Source organism: Stutzerimonas stutzeri (genome assembly GCF_000935215.1).
Taxonomy (GTDB): domain Bacteria; phylum Pseudomonadota; class Gammaproteobacteria; order Pseudomonadales; family Pseudomonadaceae; genus Stutzerimonas.
This window is the reverse complement of the sequence record NZ_JXXD01000052.1, coordinates 43,884-58,796: the sequence shown is the minus strand read 5'-3', so window position 1 is coordinate 58,796 and position 14,913 is coordinate 43,884. Positions and strand designations below refer to the sequence as shown.

The following is a 14,913-nucleotide window of genomic DNA, read 5'->3' as shown; positions in this document are numbered from 1 at the left end:
TCGACCTGAGCTCGAAAACCCCGGCCAAACCAGCCGAGCCGGTCTATCGCCCGACCCGCGTCGTGACCACCCCCATCCGCGGCGGCCAGCAGGTCTACGCGCAAGGCGGCGACCTCATCGTTCTCGCTCCCGTGAGCCCCGGTGCGGAACTTCTCGCCGATGGCAACATCCATGTCTACGGTCCGCTTCGAGGTCGCGCCTTGGCGGGTATCAAAGGCGACACTTCGGCGCGGATCTTCTGTCAGCAACTCACCGCTGAAATGGTCTCCATCGCCGGCCAGTACAAGGTAGCCGAGGACCTGCGACGCGATCCTCTCTGGGCTGAAGCGGTACAGATCAGCCTCTCTGGCGACGTGTTGAACATCACCCGCCTTTAACGGATACTGCCGCGAATTTTCAAGGACCAAACGGGCAATCCTGACGCTGAGATCGGCGTAAGGTCCCGATTTTTTAAATATTTAGGGTGAATCACCTTGGCCAAGATCATCGTAGTCACTTCCGGCAAAGGTGGCGTTGGTAAAACCACCACCAGCGCCGCCATCGGTACCGGCCTCGCTCTGCGCGGCCACAAGACTGTCATCGTCGACTTCGACGTCGGTCTGCGGAACCTCGACTTGATCATGGGCTGCGAACGCCGGGTGGTTTACGACTTCGTCAACGTCATCAATGGCGACGCAACCCTGACCCAGGCCCTGATCAAGGACAAGCGTCTCGAGAACCTCTACGTGCTGGCCGCCAGCCAGACACGCGACAAAGACGCGCTGACCCAGGAAGGCGTTGGCAAGGTCATCGACGAGCTGGGCAAGAATTTCGAATACGTCATCTGCGACTCCCCGGCCGGTATCGAGAAGGGCGCGCACCTGGCGATGTACTTCGCCGACGAAGCCATCGTCGTCACCAACCCGGAAGTCTCTTCGGTTCGCGACTCCGACCGCATGCTCGGCCTGCTGGCGAGCAAATCGCGTCGCGCCGAGAACGGTGAAGAGCCGATTCGGGAACATCTGCTACTGACCCGCTACAACCCCGAGCGTGTCACCAAGGGCGAAATGCTCGGCGTCGAAGACGTCGAGGAAATCCTCTCCATCCGCCTGCTGGGCGTGATCCCCGAGTCGCAGGCCGTACTCAAGGCTTCCAACCAGGGTATCCCGGTGATTCTCGACGACCAGAGCGACGCCGGCCAAGCGTACAGCGACGCCGTGGACCGTCTGCTCGGCAAGGAAGTCGCGCACCGCTTCCTCGACGTCAAGAAGCCGGGCTTCCTGCAACGACTTTTCGGAGGCCGCGAATGAACCTTTTCGACTTCTTCCGTGAACGCAAGAAGAAGGAAACCCCAGCCGCGATCGCCAAGGAGCGTCTGCAGATCATCGTCGCCCACGAGCGTGGCCAGCGCACCGAGCCGGACTACCTGCCGGCCCTGCAGAAAGAGCTGGTCGAGGTGATCCGAAAGTACGTCAACATCGACAGCGATCAGGTCCAGGTTGCACTCGAGGACCAGGGCAGCTGCTCGATTCTCGAACTGAACATCACCCTACCGGATCGCTGAGAACCCACACACGATCTGCTGCGCGTCGGTTCTGCTGCGTTAAAAACAGGCTCGGAATGCTCATTTACTTCAGTAAACTCCGCTTCTCGCCTGTTTTTGCCTTGCAGGACTCTAGCTCGCTAGACCGTGAATAGGCTCTGAACACCGGCGTACAGAAACGGCGGCCCACGGGTCGCCGTCTTCGTTTGTGGAAAAGCGAATGCCTCTAAGCGCTATCGAGATCGTCCATCAGGACGCTGCCCTGCTGGTCATCAACAAGCCGACCCTGCTGCTGTCCGTACCGGGCCGCGCCGAAGACAACCGTGACTGCCTGGTGACCCGCCTGCAGGAAAACGGCTATCCCGAAGCGCGCATCGTGCATCGCCTGGACTGGGAAACCTCCGGGCTTATCGTGCTTGCCCGCGATGCCGATACGCACCGTGAGCTGTCCCGTCAGTTCCATGATCGTGAAACGGAAAAGGCCTATACCGCGCTGTGCTGGGGCCAGCCCGAACAGGACAGCGGCAGCATCGACCTGCCGCTGCGCTACGATCCGCCGACCAAGCCGCGCCACGTCGTCGACCACGAGCTGGGCAAGCATGCACTGACCTTCTGGCGCGTGCTTGAACGCTGCGGCGACTACAGCCGCGTCGAGCTGACCCCCATCACCGGCCGCTCCCACCAGTTGCGAGTCCATATGCTGTCGATCGGGCATCCGCTGCTTGGCGATCGCCTGTATGCCCACGAGCAAGCCCTGCAAGCCCATGAGCGCCTGTGTCTGCACGCCAGTATGCTCACCCTGACCCACCCGCAAACCGGCGAGCGCCTGCGCTTCGAGTGCCCGGCACCGTTCTGATGACGACAAGCACGTGCCATCGCGCGCACTTACTAAATGCAGGCGGTGCCGGTGCGCTTATGACCAGGTGTCGAATGCTATAGACTTCGTGACCTTGCAGTCCGGAGTCCGAAATGCGCAAAGCTCTCAACCAAGGCCTGATCGAATATCTGCAGGCGTCCCCTACCCCGTTCCATGCCACCCAGAATCTCGCCCAAGCGCTACAGGCCGCCGGCTACCGTGCGCTGGACGAGCGCGAGGTCTGGCATACCGAGGCGGGCGGGCGTTATTACGTCACCCGCAACGACTCGGCCATCATCGCCTTCCAGCTGGGCAGCAAAGCGCTCGTCGAACACGGCCTGCGCTTGGTTGGCGCCCATACCGACAGCCCGTGCCTGCGAGTCAAGCCGCAGCCCGAGCTGCAGCGCCAGGGCTTCTGGCAGCTGGGTGTCGAGGTGTATGGCGGCGCCCTGCTCGCTCCTTGGTTCGACCGCGATCTGTCGCTGGCCGGCCGTGTCACCTACAGCCGTGATGGCCGCATCGAAAGCCAGCTGATCGACTTCAAGGTTCCGATCGCGACGATTCCGAACCTGGCGATTCACCTCAATCGGGAAGCCAATCAGGGCTGGGCCATCAACGCGCAGAACGAGCTACCGCCGATTCTGGCCCAGATCGCCAGCCAGGAAAGCCCGGACTTCCGCGCACTGCTCGCCGATCAACTCGGGCGTGAACATGGGCTGGTCGCCGACGTGGTGCTGGACTTCGAACTGAGCTTCTACGACACCCAGAGCGCGGCGGTCATCGGCTTGCACAGTAACTTCATCGCCGGCGCCCGTCTGGACAATCTGCTTTCGTGCTTTGCGGGCTTGCAGGCTTTGCTGAACGCCGAACCCGAGCACACCTGCGTACTCGTCTGCACCGATCACGAGGAAGTCGGCTCGACCTCGCTGTGCGGCGCGGATGGCCCGTTCCTGGAGCAGGTCTTGCGTCGCGTGCTGCCGGATGAGGACGACTTCCAGCGCGCCATCAGCCATTCCCTGCTGATTTCCGCCGACAATGCCCACGCGGTGCACCCGAACTATGCCGACAAGCACGACGGCAATCACGGGCCGAAGCTCAACGCCGGCCCGGTGATCAAGGTGAACAACAACCAGCGCTACGCCACCAGCAGCGAAACTGCCGGCTTTTTCCGCCATCTCTGCCTGGAAAACGAAGTGCCGGTGCAGAGTTTCGTCACCCGCAGCGACATGGGTTGCGGCTCCACGATCGGCCCGATCACGGCCAGTCAGCTAGGTGTGCGTACCGTCGACATCGGCCTGCCGACCTTCGCCATGCACTCGATCCGCGAGCTTGCGGGTAGCCAGGACCTGGCGCATCTGGTCAAGGTACTGACCGCGTTCTACGCCAGCAGCCAGTTGCCTTGAACCGCACCGGGCAGGTCTGCAGCACTGCAAACCTGCTCGATCCATCAAGGCAAAGCGAAATCTGGCTCCGTCCACATCAGGCCGATGCGGATCAGGAAAGCGCGCTATCGATCACCAGGGCCACCTTGCCGGACACGGTGTTGCTGGCCAGCGTTTCGAATGCAGCCTCCACATCACCGATGGCAAAGGTTCGCTCCAGACGCGGCGAAAGCTTGCCCTGGGCGAACAGCGGCCAGACCTTCTCTTCCATTTCCGCCAGCAGCCCGGCCTTGTAATCGGCGTCGCGGCTGCGCAGGGTCGAGCCGATCAACTGGATGCGCTTGGCCAGCAAACCAGCCAGATCCATCTCGGCCTTGCGTCCCCCCATCAAGCCGATCATCACCCAACGCCCATCCATCGCCAGCAGCTGCATATTCAATGCGGCGTACTTGGCACCGACCGGGTCGAGGATCATGTCGAACGGACCAAAATCGCGTAGCGCTTCGAGCGAGTCACCACGCAGCACACCCCCCTGAGCACCGAGCGACTCACAGTAGGCCAGCCGCTCGGCCGAGCCGACACTGACCCAGCAGGGATTGCCGAAAGCCTTGCACAACTGGATCGCCGCCGAGCCGACACCACTGGCGCCAGCGTGCAGCAGCACCTTGTCGCCGGCCAGCAAAGCGCCCAGGCGATAGAGATTGAGCCAGGCCGTGGCATATACCTCCGGGATCACCGCAGCTTCATGCAGCGACATGCCCTCGGGAACCGGCAGCGCATGACGGGCATCGACCACCACCTCCTCGGCCATGCCACCACCAGCCAGCAGCGTGCACACGCGATCACCCACCTTCCAGCGGCTACGCCCACTGACCTCGGCGACCACCCCTGCGCATTCCAGCCCCAGGATGTCGGTGACACCTGCCGGCGGCGGATAGTGTCCGCCTCGCTGCAGCAGGTCCGCACGGTTCAGCCCGGCAGCAGCCACACGGATACGGATTTCGCCATCGCCGCACGCCGGAGCCGGTCGCTCGGCCCACTCCAGATGCCCCTCGATACCTTGCAATGCCTTCATGCTGCCTCCATAGTGGTTCCTATCTATGCCCACCCAACTGATCGCTCGCTGGCCTTCTTTGACCACCTCAACCATCGGGCTTGTGCTTTCCACCGCCGGACGGAAAACCGAACCGGCGCCTACTTTAGATGGCCTAATATGCGTTATTCCCTAGCCTTACGTCGCCCCCAAGCCATGAAACGTACGCTGACCTGCACCGTTCTCGCCGTTCTGTTCGGCCTTCACGCTTCCCTGGCGATGGCCAAAGCCGTCAGCACGCCTGAGAACTGGGACTACCTGCAACCCGATCGTGAACAGGTCATCGCCAGCCTGAACGTCGTCGAACTGCTCAAGCGCCATCACTACAACAAGCCGCCGCTGAACGACGCGCGTTCGGCAAAGATTTTCGACAGCTACATCCAGATGCTCGATCCCTCGCGCAGCTATTTCCTGGCATCTGATCTCGAAGAGTTCGGCAAGTGGCGCAACCAGTTCGATGACTTCCTCAAGGGCGGCAATCTCGAGCCCGGCTTCATCATCTACACCCGTCATCTCGAGCGCCTGCAGAACCGGTTGAACTACGCCTTGAGCCTGCTCGACAAGGGCGTCGACAGCTTCGACTTCAGCGTCGACGAGGAGCTGCTGGTCGACCGTGAGAAGGCCGCCTGGGCCAAGGACACCGCAGAGCTGGATGACCTGTGGCGCAAACGGGTAAAGGACGAGGTATTGCGTCTGAAGATCGCCGGCAAGGAGCCGAAGGCCATTGAGGAACTGCTGACCAAACGCTACAAGAACCAGCTATCGCGCCTGAACCAGACCCGTGGCGAGGACGTTTTCCAGACCTACATCAACGCCTTCGCGCAGACCTACGATCCGCACACCCAATACCTGTCGCCGGACAGCGCGGAGAATTTCGACATCAACATGAGCCTGTCGCTCGAGGGCATCGGCGCGGTGCTGCAGAGTGACAACGAGCACGTGAAGATCGTACGCCTGGTGCCGGCCGGCCCGGCGGAGAAGAGCAAGCAGCTGGCGCCAGCGGACAAGATTGTCGGCGTCGGCCAGGCCAACGATGAGATGGTCGACGTCATCGGCTGGCGTCTGGATGAGGTGGTCAAGCTCATCCGCGGCCCGAAGGGTTCCGTCGTGCGTCTGGAAGTCATCCCGGCGAGCAACGCGCCGAATGACCAGAGCAGCAAGGTCGTCGCCATTACCCGCGAAGCAGTGAAGCTCGAGGAGCAGGCAGCGAAGAAGTCGGTGCTGAACCTGGAACACCAGGGGCAGAACTTCAAGCTCGGCGTGATCGAAATTCCGGCGTTCTACCTCGACTTCAAGGCACTGCGCGCCGGGGACCAGAACTACAAGAGCACCACGCGTGACGTTAAAAAGCTGCTCTCCGAACTGGAAGCAGAGAAAGTGGACGGCGTGGTCATCGACCTGCGCAACAACGGCGGCGGCTCACTGCAAGAGGCCACCGAGCTCACCGGCCTATTCATCGATCAGGGTCCGACTGTGCTGGTACGCAACAGCGATGGCCGCGTAGACGTGCTTGCCGATGAACAGACCGGCGCGCTGTACAAGGGGCCGCTGGCCGTCCTCGTCAACCGTCTTTCGGCATCGGCCTCGGAGATCTTCGCCGGCGCGATGCAGGACTACCACCGGGCCTTAATCCTCGGTGGCCAGACCTTCGGCAAGGGCACCGTGCAGACGATCCAGCCTCTCAACCATGGTGAGCTGAAACTGACCCTGGCCAAGTTTTACCGCGTATCCGGGCAGAGCACTCAGCATCAGGGTGTGATTCCCGACATCAGCTACCCTGCCGATGTCGACACCAAGGAAATCGGTGAGAGTGCGCTGCCGGAAGCGCTGCCTTGGGACAGCATCCGCGCGGCGATCAATCCGCACATGAACCCGTTCAAGCCGTTCCTCGCCGAGCTGAAGGCACGCCATGAAGCACGCACCGGCGAAAACCCGGACTTCGTCTTCACCCGCGATCGCCTGGCGCTTGCCCAGGAGCTGATGCACGAAACCACCGTCAGCCTCAATGAAGAAAAGCGGCGTGCACAGCAGGCCGATATCGAGAAGCGTCAGCTGGCCTTGGAGAATGCATTGCGCCTGGCCAAAGGTGAGGAACCACTGGCAAAGCTGGAGAAGGAAGACGAAAACACGCCTCACGCGGAAGCGGACAAACCAAAGCCGGAGGATGATGCCTACCTCTCCGAGAGCGGACGCATTCTGCTCGATTACCTCGGTCTCAGCTCGGCGATGGCCAAGCACTGAATCGAGTGGAGCGCTGCGATGTCATCAAATTGACATCACGATATCGTGAAATGAAAGGGCCGCGCTGCGGCCCTTTTCTTTTCACGCCCAGAGACCTCCATGACAGTCACCGAGCAGTTGAGCACGCTGGGACATATCCTTGCTCACGGCGACATCACCACCCTGTTCCAACCCATCGTCTCGCTTTCGGAGCGACGCATTCTCGGTTATGAAGCACTCAGCCGTGGACCATCCAACGGCCCGCTGCACTCCCCGATCAATTTGCTCGCCACAGCACGCCACGCCGGCCGGCTCAACGAACTGGAGATGACCTGCCGCGAAACAGCGTGCCGGCGTTACAGCCAGGGGGCGCTAAGCGGCAAGCTCTTTCTCAACGCCTCACCGGAAACGCTACTTGACGCGACCCACAAGCCCGGGCGCACGCTCGAGCTGCTGCACACCTATGGCATTTCCGCGGACAACGTGGTCATCGAGCTGACCGAGCAGGCACCGGCCGACGATCTCGAGCTGCTGGACAAGGCGCTTCATCACTATCGCTCGATGGGCTTCAGCATAGCGCTCGACGACCTTGGTGCCGGATATTCGAGTTTGCGCCTGTGGTCCGAGCTGCGACCGGACTATGTGAAGATCGACCGCTATTTCATCGACGGCATCCATCTCGACCCCGTGAAGCGCGAGTTCGTCGAATCCATCCTGAAGATCGCCCGCGCATCGCGTGCCCACGTCATCGCCGAAGGTATCGAACTGCGCGAGGAACTGGCGGTGCTGGCCGGCATGGGTATCGATCTGGTGCAGGGCTATCTGCTCGGACGTCCGCTGGAGTTGCCTGCCCAGGACATCGACGAGGTCCTGCCACCCCCGGAGGCCCAGCAGGCGGTCCTGGGCGAGGAGTCCGGCAACCTGTCCGGACTGCTTATCCGACAACCCGCCATGGCCGCAGAACGTCCGGTCGCTGAAATGCTCGAGGCGTTTCGACTACAGCCGGCCCTGAACTCGATCGCAGTTTTGGACGTTGACGCCAGGCCGGTCGGCATACTTCACCGCAATCTCATTTCCGACGCGCTGCTCAAGCCCTACGCCACCGATCTGCTGGCACGCAAACCGCTTAGCCGCCTGATGAGCACGGATTTCCTCGCCGTCGAGCTCGACCAGTCGTTGCAACAGGTCAGCCGCTTGCTCACCAGCCGGGCGCGCCAAAGAATCGAGGAAGACTTCGTCATCACACAGGCAGGTCGATACCTCGGTCTGGGCCGCGTCATCGATGTTCTGAGGTTGATAACCGAACTGAAGATTCAGCAGGCGCGCCACGCCAATCCCCTGACACTGTTGCCGGGCAATGTACCTATCCAGCAGTGCCTGACCCGCATGCTGCTACAGCGACGTAGGGCGATGGTCTGCTACGTCGACATCGACAACTTCAAACCTTTCAACGATCTGTATGGCTACGCCAAAGGCGATGAAGTGCTGCTGTGCCTGGCCCAATGTCTGAACGACCGGGTCGACCCACAGATGGATTTCGTCGGCCATATTGGCGGGGATGATTTCATGCTGGTGCTAAGCGGTCACGACTGGGAGCAGCGCATTGCCGACTTGCACAGCGCCTTCGCGCTTCGCAGCAGCGCCTTCTACCAGCCAGAACACCTCGCAGCCGGCTGCTTTATTTCCACCAGCCGTGACGGGCGTAAACAGCGCTATGCCCTGCTGTCACTCTCGATCGGGATCGTCAGCGTGCACCCGGAGCACACTGACCGCCTGGATGCAGGCAGGCTCGCCGCCCTTGCTTCGGAGGCCAAGCGCTTTGCCAAACAGGTGAACGGCCCGAGCTTCCACCTGATCGATGCAGGGCAGCCAACGCAGGATGCCTACAACCCCAGCTGCTCCGCCTTCGCCTTGTAACGATCTGCCTGCTGGGGGTCTGCGGCCAGGCCGTGGCCGCCGGCACGATACAGTTGCTCGAGGCGAACCGCCGCCAGTGGATGCCCTGCCTCGGCCGCTTGGGACCACCAGCGCGCCGCCTCACTGCCATCCGGGCCGTGGGAGGCATCTTCGCTGAGGCTGATGACGCCCATCTGATATGCCGCTTTCACATCTCCCGCCTTGGCCGCCAGCCTTAGAAGGCGAACGCCTTCCAGCTTGGCACCATAGCCGCGGCCGCGGAAATACAGGATATGACCGTAGAAACTCTGCGCCGACACGTCGCCCAGTGCCGCCATCCGCGCGAATTGCCCTTCCATCCAACGCCAGATCTTCGGTTGCTGAACCGCGTAGTGCGACGTCATCAATTTGCGGGCAGTTAAATAACCGAGCCTTGCACGCAGCCTGCCCAGCATCAGAGCTCCTCCGAATAAACGAACTCGAAAACGCGCGCCACCTCTCCCGCATGCCAGGATGCAGCGGCGGCACCGTCCGCCGGCCCCGAGAAGCGTCCCAACCGCGCAGCACACTCGAAAAAGCCCGTGCGGGGCAAACGACTAGCACCCTGACTGATGACCAGTGCGCTGCGCAACGGGCGCTCCGAGCGGGCATCCAGCGCAGCGAGGTGCTCCAGCGCGGCGGTAAGGGTTCGCATGGCGGGTGTGGGCAACTGGAGCCGCTCGACCAGCGCACGGTAGGTCACCAGATGTCTCTGCCTGCGAGCGGCATCCAGTTCGGCAAGCAGCGCCTGCCAGTGGTGCCGGCTGATGGATACTGACGTCAAGCGTCGCCCTCCCAGCCGGCAATTTCCAACGCACGTGCCAGTGCTCGACGAATCGCAGCATCGGGTTCGCGCTCTCCCGCCTCGATCAGCCCCAGGTAGGCTGGACTGATCCCCACAGCGCGCGCCAACGCTTCTTGAGAAAGCCCCTTGGCCTCACGCAGAGCACTCAGCTCGACCAGGGACGGGGGTGATTGAGTGCCATTGGATGGGACGTCAATGGTAACGGACGATTTGACACCGACCGCATTCAGAAGCGCCTGGTACTCGTCCCACGGCAGTACGGCGTATTCCGGCGAGCCGTCACGCATGATGACCTGTACATTCATCCGTATTTCCCCAGGCTTCTTCGATCAGAAGCGGGATCTTAACAGCCCTTGCCGTTCCTTGAAGCTACCAACCTGCCGCATGCGTTAGTGAATCGGGACCGAGACCGCAATTGCTCATCAGGCACCGACAAACGGCGACGCCGCGTGCCGCTGTACTATCAGCTCTGCTGGCCGCCGGCTTTCGGTTCGTCCAGCGCAGGCAAGCGTTGCAGTGATGCCTGCCGATCCGCAGTCTGGGCCTGCTTCCAGATCTTGAACGCCTCCAACTCACCAGACCACTTGCGCATTACCCAGCCGAGCACAGCCAGATCGTCAACGAATCCGAGACCGGGCAGCCAATCCGGGATGGCGTCGATAGGCGACAGAAAGTAGAGCAAGCCTGCCACTACGGCTATCAATGCGTTAGGGCTGATAGCCCGATACTCGCCGCGCCACCAGGCTACGCAAAGCGCCTGTAAAAGCGCCAGGTCTTCTCGCAATCCCTTGAGCAACCCTCTTTTCGATGAGGACTTGCGAGCAACAGCAAGGAGCAACGCAGGGATCTTTCCGCGTTTGATCAGACGCTGAGCGAGCGGAAAATATCGGATGAAATTCCAGGGAGCCTTCATCTAGATTGCCTCCAGCCTGCGTCATCCCTGACCTTGAGAAGGTTATCCACCGAAGCTGTGGATAACCTTGTGAACAGTTTATGGATGGTTGCCGCTAAAGCCCTGTTTACGGGGCTGCCGAACAGATCGGTGCTTTTTTATCCAGCCGATCTATCCCTTAATAATCAATAGGTTACAGTGACACTGAAATTGTACTGAAACATGCTCGACGAGCACGCCGCAATCTATTCCGAATGTGCATAACCGGTGAATGTCAATGCCTTTGCAAGCACTTTGACTGACGAAGACACCGGACGTTCGGACTATAGGGGGCTAGTCGTGGCAGGGAGGAAGGCGTTGATGAAGAGCTGAAAAAAGAGGTCGATCATTGCAATCGACCTCCCTTCACTTACTGAACGCTGAGCTGCCCGCGAATCTTGTCGAGGGTCGCCGAGCCGATGCCTTTTACCTCGAGCAGCTCATCTACCGAGCTGAACGGACCATGCTCCTCCCGATAATCGATGATTGCTTTTGCCTTGGTTTCACCAATGCCTCTCAGCTCACGGGTAAGCGTCTCAGCATCCGCAGAATTGAGGTTCACTGGGGCCGGGGCGACAGCCACAGCTGTTGGGGCAGGTTGTGCCTGAGTGGCCGCATAGCCACCGAAAGAAAAGCCGGAAAGTACGGCGAACGCCGCAGCGGCAAGAATAGCTTTACGCATGATCATGTCCTTATGAAAACCAGAGTATTCGTTCGCGGGACTTCCTGCTCCGCGTCAGCCAATCTAGTCGCCTGCCAGCTGATGTCAAAAACGAGGTTGCATATTTGCGAACCTCGTCAAGCTCAGCGCATGGCGTTGAACAGATTCAGGCCGCTGATCTTTACGTAGCTCTGCTGCGCAGCCTCGAGGATGACTGTCTGGAATGACAGCCGGGACAGCGCCTCGGCATAATCCAGTTCGCGCAAGTCGGCCTGCACCGATTTGTTCACCAGCGCCACGTCTTCGTTGTCGGTCAGGGTGGTTTCGATCACGTTCCGCCGTGCGCCGATATTGCCCCGGGCGGCATCGACGCTGACCATGCCGTGGTCGAGGTTGGTCAGGCTCACCGCCACCGAGTCGCGAATATCGGCGTTGCTGGAGGACGGGTCTTCCAGGGTCTTGCGCAGGTTGGCGATGGTATCCAGAATCCCTTGTTTGTTCTGCACAGGCTCAGCCGACGCATCCCCAGTCACCGGATCTATGGTGATTCCTGCGCCGGGCATGACAACGATTCGTTCGCCGCCCACAGGCGTACCATCGAACTGCAAAGTGACCCCCCGAAACACCAGAGAGTCGCTACGCTCTGCATCGTCGTCCATCTTGAAGTTTTGTCCATCGGGAAGAGCAGTATCCCCAGCGGTACGTGGCAGGCCATAGATGGAATAACTCCCATCGTCCTCGAATAAGATTTCCACTCCCTCTGCAGGGAAGGCTGGCGAGCCGGAGAAGGCAACTTCATCACCAACCAGCGGCTTAGATACGGCTAGAGTGGAAACGTCGCCAGGCGTTATGCCAGAGGTGTCCAGAGCGCTCGCTAGCCGCCCAGCATTAGTAACGTTCTCGAAGATCGACTTGCCGCTGTCACTGATTGGGATATTCAGCGAACTGGCGATCTGCAGTTTGCGTTGCCCTTCGTCGCCCTGATAGCTGTAGCTGCCATCGGCAGCACGCACGAAGGGCTGGGTCTTGCCCTGAAAACCCGAGAAGAGATATTCGCCTCGCGCGTTGCGAGTATTCATTAGAGACAGCAATTCATCCTCACGCTCACGCAGTTCGGCAGCGATGGATTTGCGATCTTCCGCGTCGAGAGAGCCGTTGCCGGCGCGCAAGGCCAACTCGCGCACGCGCAGCAGCACGGTGTTCACCGAGTTGAGCGTCGACTCTTCCTGGACCAGGCTGCTGTCCGCCGCGGTCAGGTTGGCGTTGTACTGACTCAACACGTTCTGCTGCTGGTCCAGTTGGAGCAGACGCACCGACGCAACAGGGTCGTCGGCTGGCGTGAGAATGCGATTGCCGGTACTGATCTGCTCCTGAGTGCGGGTCGCATTGGCGTAGTTGCGCTGCAGTCCGGCGACGCCGTTATTGAATGCTTGCAGGGTGGAAATGCGCATAAGGCGACCTATTACCTGAAGGAGCTGATCAATGTATCGAACAAGGAGCGGGCAACTTGAATGATCTGGGCCGAAGCGTTGTAGTACTGCTCGAACTTGATCAGGTTGGCGGCTTCCTCGTCCAGGTTCACAGCCGAGAGTGAATCGCGGTTGTCCGTGGCCTGTTTGAGAATCGAGCCTGTCGCTTCGCTATCCATCCGTGCCTGTGCCGTCAACGTGCCGACTCGCTCGACCAGTTCGCCGTAGCCATCGGTGAAGCTGAAGCCAGAACCAGCGACATTGGCGCTCACACCAACAGTTTGCTTGGTTTGCAGGTCGACTAGTTTCAAGGCATTGCGGTTGTCAGAAACGCCGCTCTGGTTGAACGCCATCGCGAACCTGTCGTTATCCTTCGGCGTACCGCTCAGAGAAAACTCGAACTGGTAATTGGCATCCCCCACCACCAGTGAATTGCTTTGCCCTGGCTGGATGGTTGCGGTCGACGAGTAACTGACCGTCGGCGGCGTAGTACTGTCGTCCACAGTCCGAAATTGCGCAGTACCACCCGTAATCGTTACTGTGCCCGGCTCGGTAAAAGTAAGCGTCGCTCCATTGCTGCCGAACAACCCCTGCAGCGCCGAAATGCTGATCGGCGAAGGCCCGGAAGTCATGTCGGGCTGGCCAATCGCACCGGTGCCAGCGTTCTGCAAATTGCTTTCCGCGCGCACCGGGGCAGCAAAGGCCAGTTGATCGGCCTGATCCAGAGTCGCCTTGATATCAGCCGCGCCTCGACGAGTCGGCTGCAGACTGAACTTGTCGCCTACAGCGGGGGCTGGGTTACCGAGAACGACCTGGAAGCCCTGATCGACTCCGTTCTTGTCGGTGATCGTGAGCACACCGGTCGGCGGCGTGGTGTCCGTTACGGTCATCAGCTGGTTGTCGCTCAGGCGACGAACTTTGGGGCCGCTCGCGTCATACTCCATCAGGTAATCGCTGGTGGTGAGCACGCTGGTGTCGGTGATGTTCAGCACTGGTTGCGCGTTGCTGTTCCCGGCAAACGCATTGACGCGCAACTTGGCTAGCGCCGGATCGTTGTAGTTACCGAAAAGTGCCGAACCGACCTGTCCTTTCAGATCCAGCCCCTGTCCCAGCTGAGTATTGACCTGATCACTGACCGCCAGCGAAAGGCGCCCCAGCGAATTCATGGTCGAATCCAGCACTTCCTCGCGATAGCGAATCAGCCCGCCGAGTTCGCCACCGGTAATCTGCGAGGTGATGCCCTGCCGCGAGCCACCGCTGATGAATTGCACTTCATGGCGGTTGGGGTCGCCCTGCCCCGGCACCACCTCCAGCTTGGCGACCGCGCTGCCCACGACCAACGGCTGGCCGCTGCCGATAAAGATATTGAAGCTGCTATCGTCCTGCGGCACCACGGTCACGCCGATGTAACCCGACAACTGCCGAACGGCCTCGTCACGGGCATCGAGCAGATCATTCGGCTGTTTGCCGTTGGCCGCGGCGACGGCGATCGCCTCGTTGAGGCTACCGATGCTGCCTGCCAGCCGGTTCACCTGATCGGTGACCGCGGACATCTGCTTGTTGGTGAAGTTGTTCTGCTCGGAGAGACGGTCATAGACGGTGTTGAAACGCCGTGCCAAACCCTCGGCCTCGGCCAATACCAGCTGGCGCGCCGGAATATTTGCCGGGTCTTCGGCCGCCGTCTGCAGCGCCGAAAAGAACTTCTGCAATGAGGGCGTGATGCCGGTGGTGGTGCCAGCCAACAATGAGTCGAGCTGATCGATCTGACTCTTGTAAGCCTCTACATCGCTGTTCAGCGAGGTGCTGCTGCGTAGCTGGCTGGTGAGAAATTCGCTGTATGAGCGACGTACGTCTACCAGCGAGGTGCCCGACCCGATGTAACCCGCGCCACTGAACTGCGGCGAGCGTGTCGCCTGGGTCGCATCCTGACGAGTGTAGCCAGGCGTGTTGACGTTGGTGATGTTGTGGCCAGTGATGGAAAGCTGGGTTTTGCTGGCAGCCAGGCCGGAAAGGCCAATGCTCAATAGGTCAGCCATGAT

Annotated in this window: 15 protein-coding genes; 7 read left to right on the top strand and 8 right to left on the bottom strand. The window is 60.6% G+C overall.

The features are described from left to right. From minC to LO50_RS07435, 5 genes are all read left to right on the top strand, one after another. The coding region (gene minC / locus LO50_RS07455) for a septum site-determining protein MinC (protein ID WP_044314586.1) at positions 1-377 on the top strand (377 nt) is incomplete at its 5' end. 96 nt (positions 378-473) lie between these two features. Continuing rightward, positions 474-1,289, top strand: coding sequence for a septum site-determining protein MinD (gene minD / locus LO50_RS07450; RefSeq protein ID WP_003301265.1), 816 nt, complete (start codon positions 474-476; stop codon positions 1,287-1,289). Then, positions 1,286-1,543 (top strand): cell division topological specificity factor MinE, encoded by a 258-nt coding sequence (gene minE / locus LO50_RS07445; RefSeq protein ID WP_003301267.1) that lies wholly within the window; start codon positions 1,286-1,288, stop codon positions 1,541-1,543. Before minD ends, minE begins: the two co-directional genes overlap by 4 nt. A gap of 199 nt (positions 1,544-1,742) precedes the next feature. After that, the gene (locus LO50_RS07440) at positions 1,743-2,378 is read left to right on the top strand and encodes an RluA family pseudouridine synthase (RefSeq protein ID WP_044314585.1); all 636 of its coding nucleotides are present in this window, start codon (positions 1,743-1,745) and stop codon (positions 2,376-2,378) included. Between the two features lie 113 nt (positions 2,379-2,491). Beyond that, positions 2,492-3,781 (top strand): M18 family aminopeptidase, encoded by a 1,290-nt coding sequence (locus LO50_RS07435; protein WP_044314584.1) that lies wholly within the window; start codon positions 2,492-2,494, stop codon positions 3,779-3,781. 91 nt (positions 3,782-3,872) lie between these two features. Here the strand turns inward: LO50_RS07435 and LO50_RS07430 are convergent, their stop codons facing one another. Then, positions 3,873-4,835, bottom strand: a complete 963-nt coding sequence (locus LO50_RS07430) for an NAD(P)H-quinone oxidoreductase (RefSeq protein WP_044314583.1) — start codon at positions 4,833-4,835, stop codon at positions 3,873-3,875. Between the two features lie 174 nt (positions 4,836-5,009). On the opposite strand from LO50_RS07430, the gene LO50_RS07425 reads away from it, so the two are divergent. Both LO50_RS07425 and LO50_RS07420 read left to right on the top strand, forming a co-directional pair. Beyond that, positions 5,010-7,094: a carboxy terminal-processing peptidase gene (locus LO50_RS07425; protein WP_044314582.1), complete on the top strand. Its 2,085-nt coding sequence runs from the start codon at positions 5,010-5,012 to the stop codon at positions 7,092-7,094. A 99-nt stretch (positions 7,095-7,193) separates the two neighbouring features. Further along, on the top strand, positions 7,194-8,990 hold the full coding sequence (locus tag LO50_RS07420; RefSeq protein WP_044314581.1) for a bifunctional diguanylate cyclase/phosphodiesterase: 1,797 nt from the start codon (positions 7,194-7,196) through the stop codon (positions 8,988-8,990). Here LO50_RS07420 and LO50_RS07415 read toward each other — a convergent pair. The 7 genes from LO50_RS07415 to flgK form a co-directional block, all read right to left on the bottom strand. Next, positions 8,957-9,424 carry an SEL1-like repeat protein gene (locus LO50_RS07415; protein ID WP_003301275.1) on the bottom strand — a complete coding sequence of 156 codons (468 nt, stop codon included), beginning with the start codon at positions 9,422-9,424 and terminating at the stop codon, positions 8,957-8,959. The genes LO50_RS07420 and LO50_RS07415 overlap by 34 nt on opposite strands. Then, positions 9,424-9,792 (bottom strand): hypothetical protein, encoded by a 369-nt coding sequence (locus LO50_RS07410; RefSeq protein WP_003301276.1) that lies wholly within the window; start codon positions 9,790-9,792, stop codon positions 9,424-9,426. The genes LO50_RS07415 and LO50_RS07410 overlap by 1 nt, the downstream gene beginning before the upstream one ends. Further along, positions 9,789-10,118 (bottom strand): helix-turn-helix domain-containing protein, encoded by a 330-nt coding sequence (locus tag LO50_RS07405; RefSeq protein WP_044314580.1) that lies wholly within the window; start codon positions 10,116-10,118, stop codon positions 9,789-9,791. The genes LO50_RS07410 and LO50_RS07405 overlap by 4 nt, the downstream gene beginning before the upstream one ends. Before the next feature lie 158 nt (positions 10,119-10,276). Further along, positions 10,277-10,726, bottom strand: coding sequence for a YkvA family protein (locus LO50_RS07400; RefSeq protein WP_044314579.1), 450 nt, complete (start codon positions 10,724-10,726; stop codon positions 10,277-10,279). Between the two features lie 388 nt (positions 10,727-11,114). Beyond that, entirely contained in the window at positions 11,115-11,426 is a 312-nt protein-coding gene (locus LO50_RS07395) for a ComEA family DNA-binding protein (RefSeq protein WP_044314591.1), read from the bottom strand. Between the two features lie 122 nt (positions 11,427-11,548). Continuing rightward, positions 11,549-12,856, bottom strand: coding sequence for a flagellar hook-associated protein FlgL (gene flgL / locus LO50_RS07390; RefSeq protein ID WP_044314578.1), 1,308 nt, complete (start codon positions 12,854-12,856; stop codon positions 11,549-11,551). Positions 12,857-12,867: 11 nt separating this feature from the next. Next, complete coding sequence (gene flgK / locus LO50_RS07385) at positions 12,868-14,910, bottom strand: flagellar hook-associated protein FlgK (RefSeq protein WP_003301285.1); 2,043 nt, start codon at positions 14,908-14,910, stop codon at positions 12,868-12,870. Positions 14,911-14,913: the final 3 nt, after the last annotated feature.

What these genes read in the sequence shown, in the direction of transcription:
- LO50_RS07400 (WP_044314579.1), bottom strand. Translation starts at nt 10,726, where the DNA reads ATGAAGGCTCCCTGGAATTTCATCCGATATTTTCCGCTCGCTCAGCGT.
- LO50_RS07430 (WP_044314583.1), bottom strand. Translation starts at nt 4,835, where the DNA reads ATGAAGGCATTGCAAGGTATCGAGGGGCATCTGGAGTGGGCCGAGCGA.
- minE (WP_003301267.1), top strand. Translation starts at nt 1,286, where the DNA reads ATGAACCTTTTCGACTTCTTCCGTGAACGCAAGAAGAAGGAAACCCCA.
- LO50_RS07395 (WP_044314591.1), bottom strand. Translation starts at nt 11,426, where the DNA reads ATGCGTAAAGCTATTCTTGCCGCTGCGGCGTTCGCCGTACTTTCCGGC.
- LO50_RS07415 (WP_003301275.1), bottom strand. Translation starts at nt 9,424, where the DNA reads ATGCTGGGCAGGCTGCGTGCAAGGCTCGGTTATTTAACTGCCCGCAAA.
- LO50_RS07435 (WP_044314584.1), top strand. Translation starts at nt 2,492, where the DNA reads ATGCGCAAAGCTCTCAACCAAGGCCTGATCGAATATCTGCAGGCGTCC.
- LO50_RS07425 (WP_044314582.1), top strand. Translation starts at nt 5,010, where the DNA reads ATGAAACGTACGCTGACCTGCACCGTTCTCGCCGTTCTGTTCGGCCTT.
- flgK (WP_003301285.1), bottom strand. Translation starts at nt 14,910, where the DNA reads ATGGCTGACCTATTGAGCATTGGCCTTTCCGGCCTGGCTGCCAGCAAA.
- LO50_RS07420 (WP_044314581.1), top strand. Translation starts at nt 7,194, where the DNA reads ATGACAGTCACCGAGCAGTTGAGCACGCTGGGACATATCCTTGCTCAC.
- LO50_RS07440 (WP_044314585.1), top strand. Translation starts at nt 1,743, where the DNA reads ATGCCTCTAAGCGCTATCGAGATCGTCCATCAGGACGCTGCCCTGCTG.
- flgL (WP_044314578.1), bottom strand. Translation starts at nt 12,856, where the DNA reads ATGCGCATTTCCACCCTGCAAGCATTCAATAACGGCGTCGCCGGACTG.
- LO50_RS07405 (WP_044314580.1), bottom strand. Translation starts at nt 10,118, where the DNA reads ATGAATGTACAGGTCATCATGCGTGACGGCTCGCCGGAATACGCCGTA.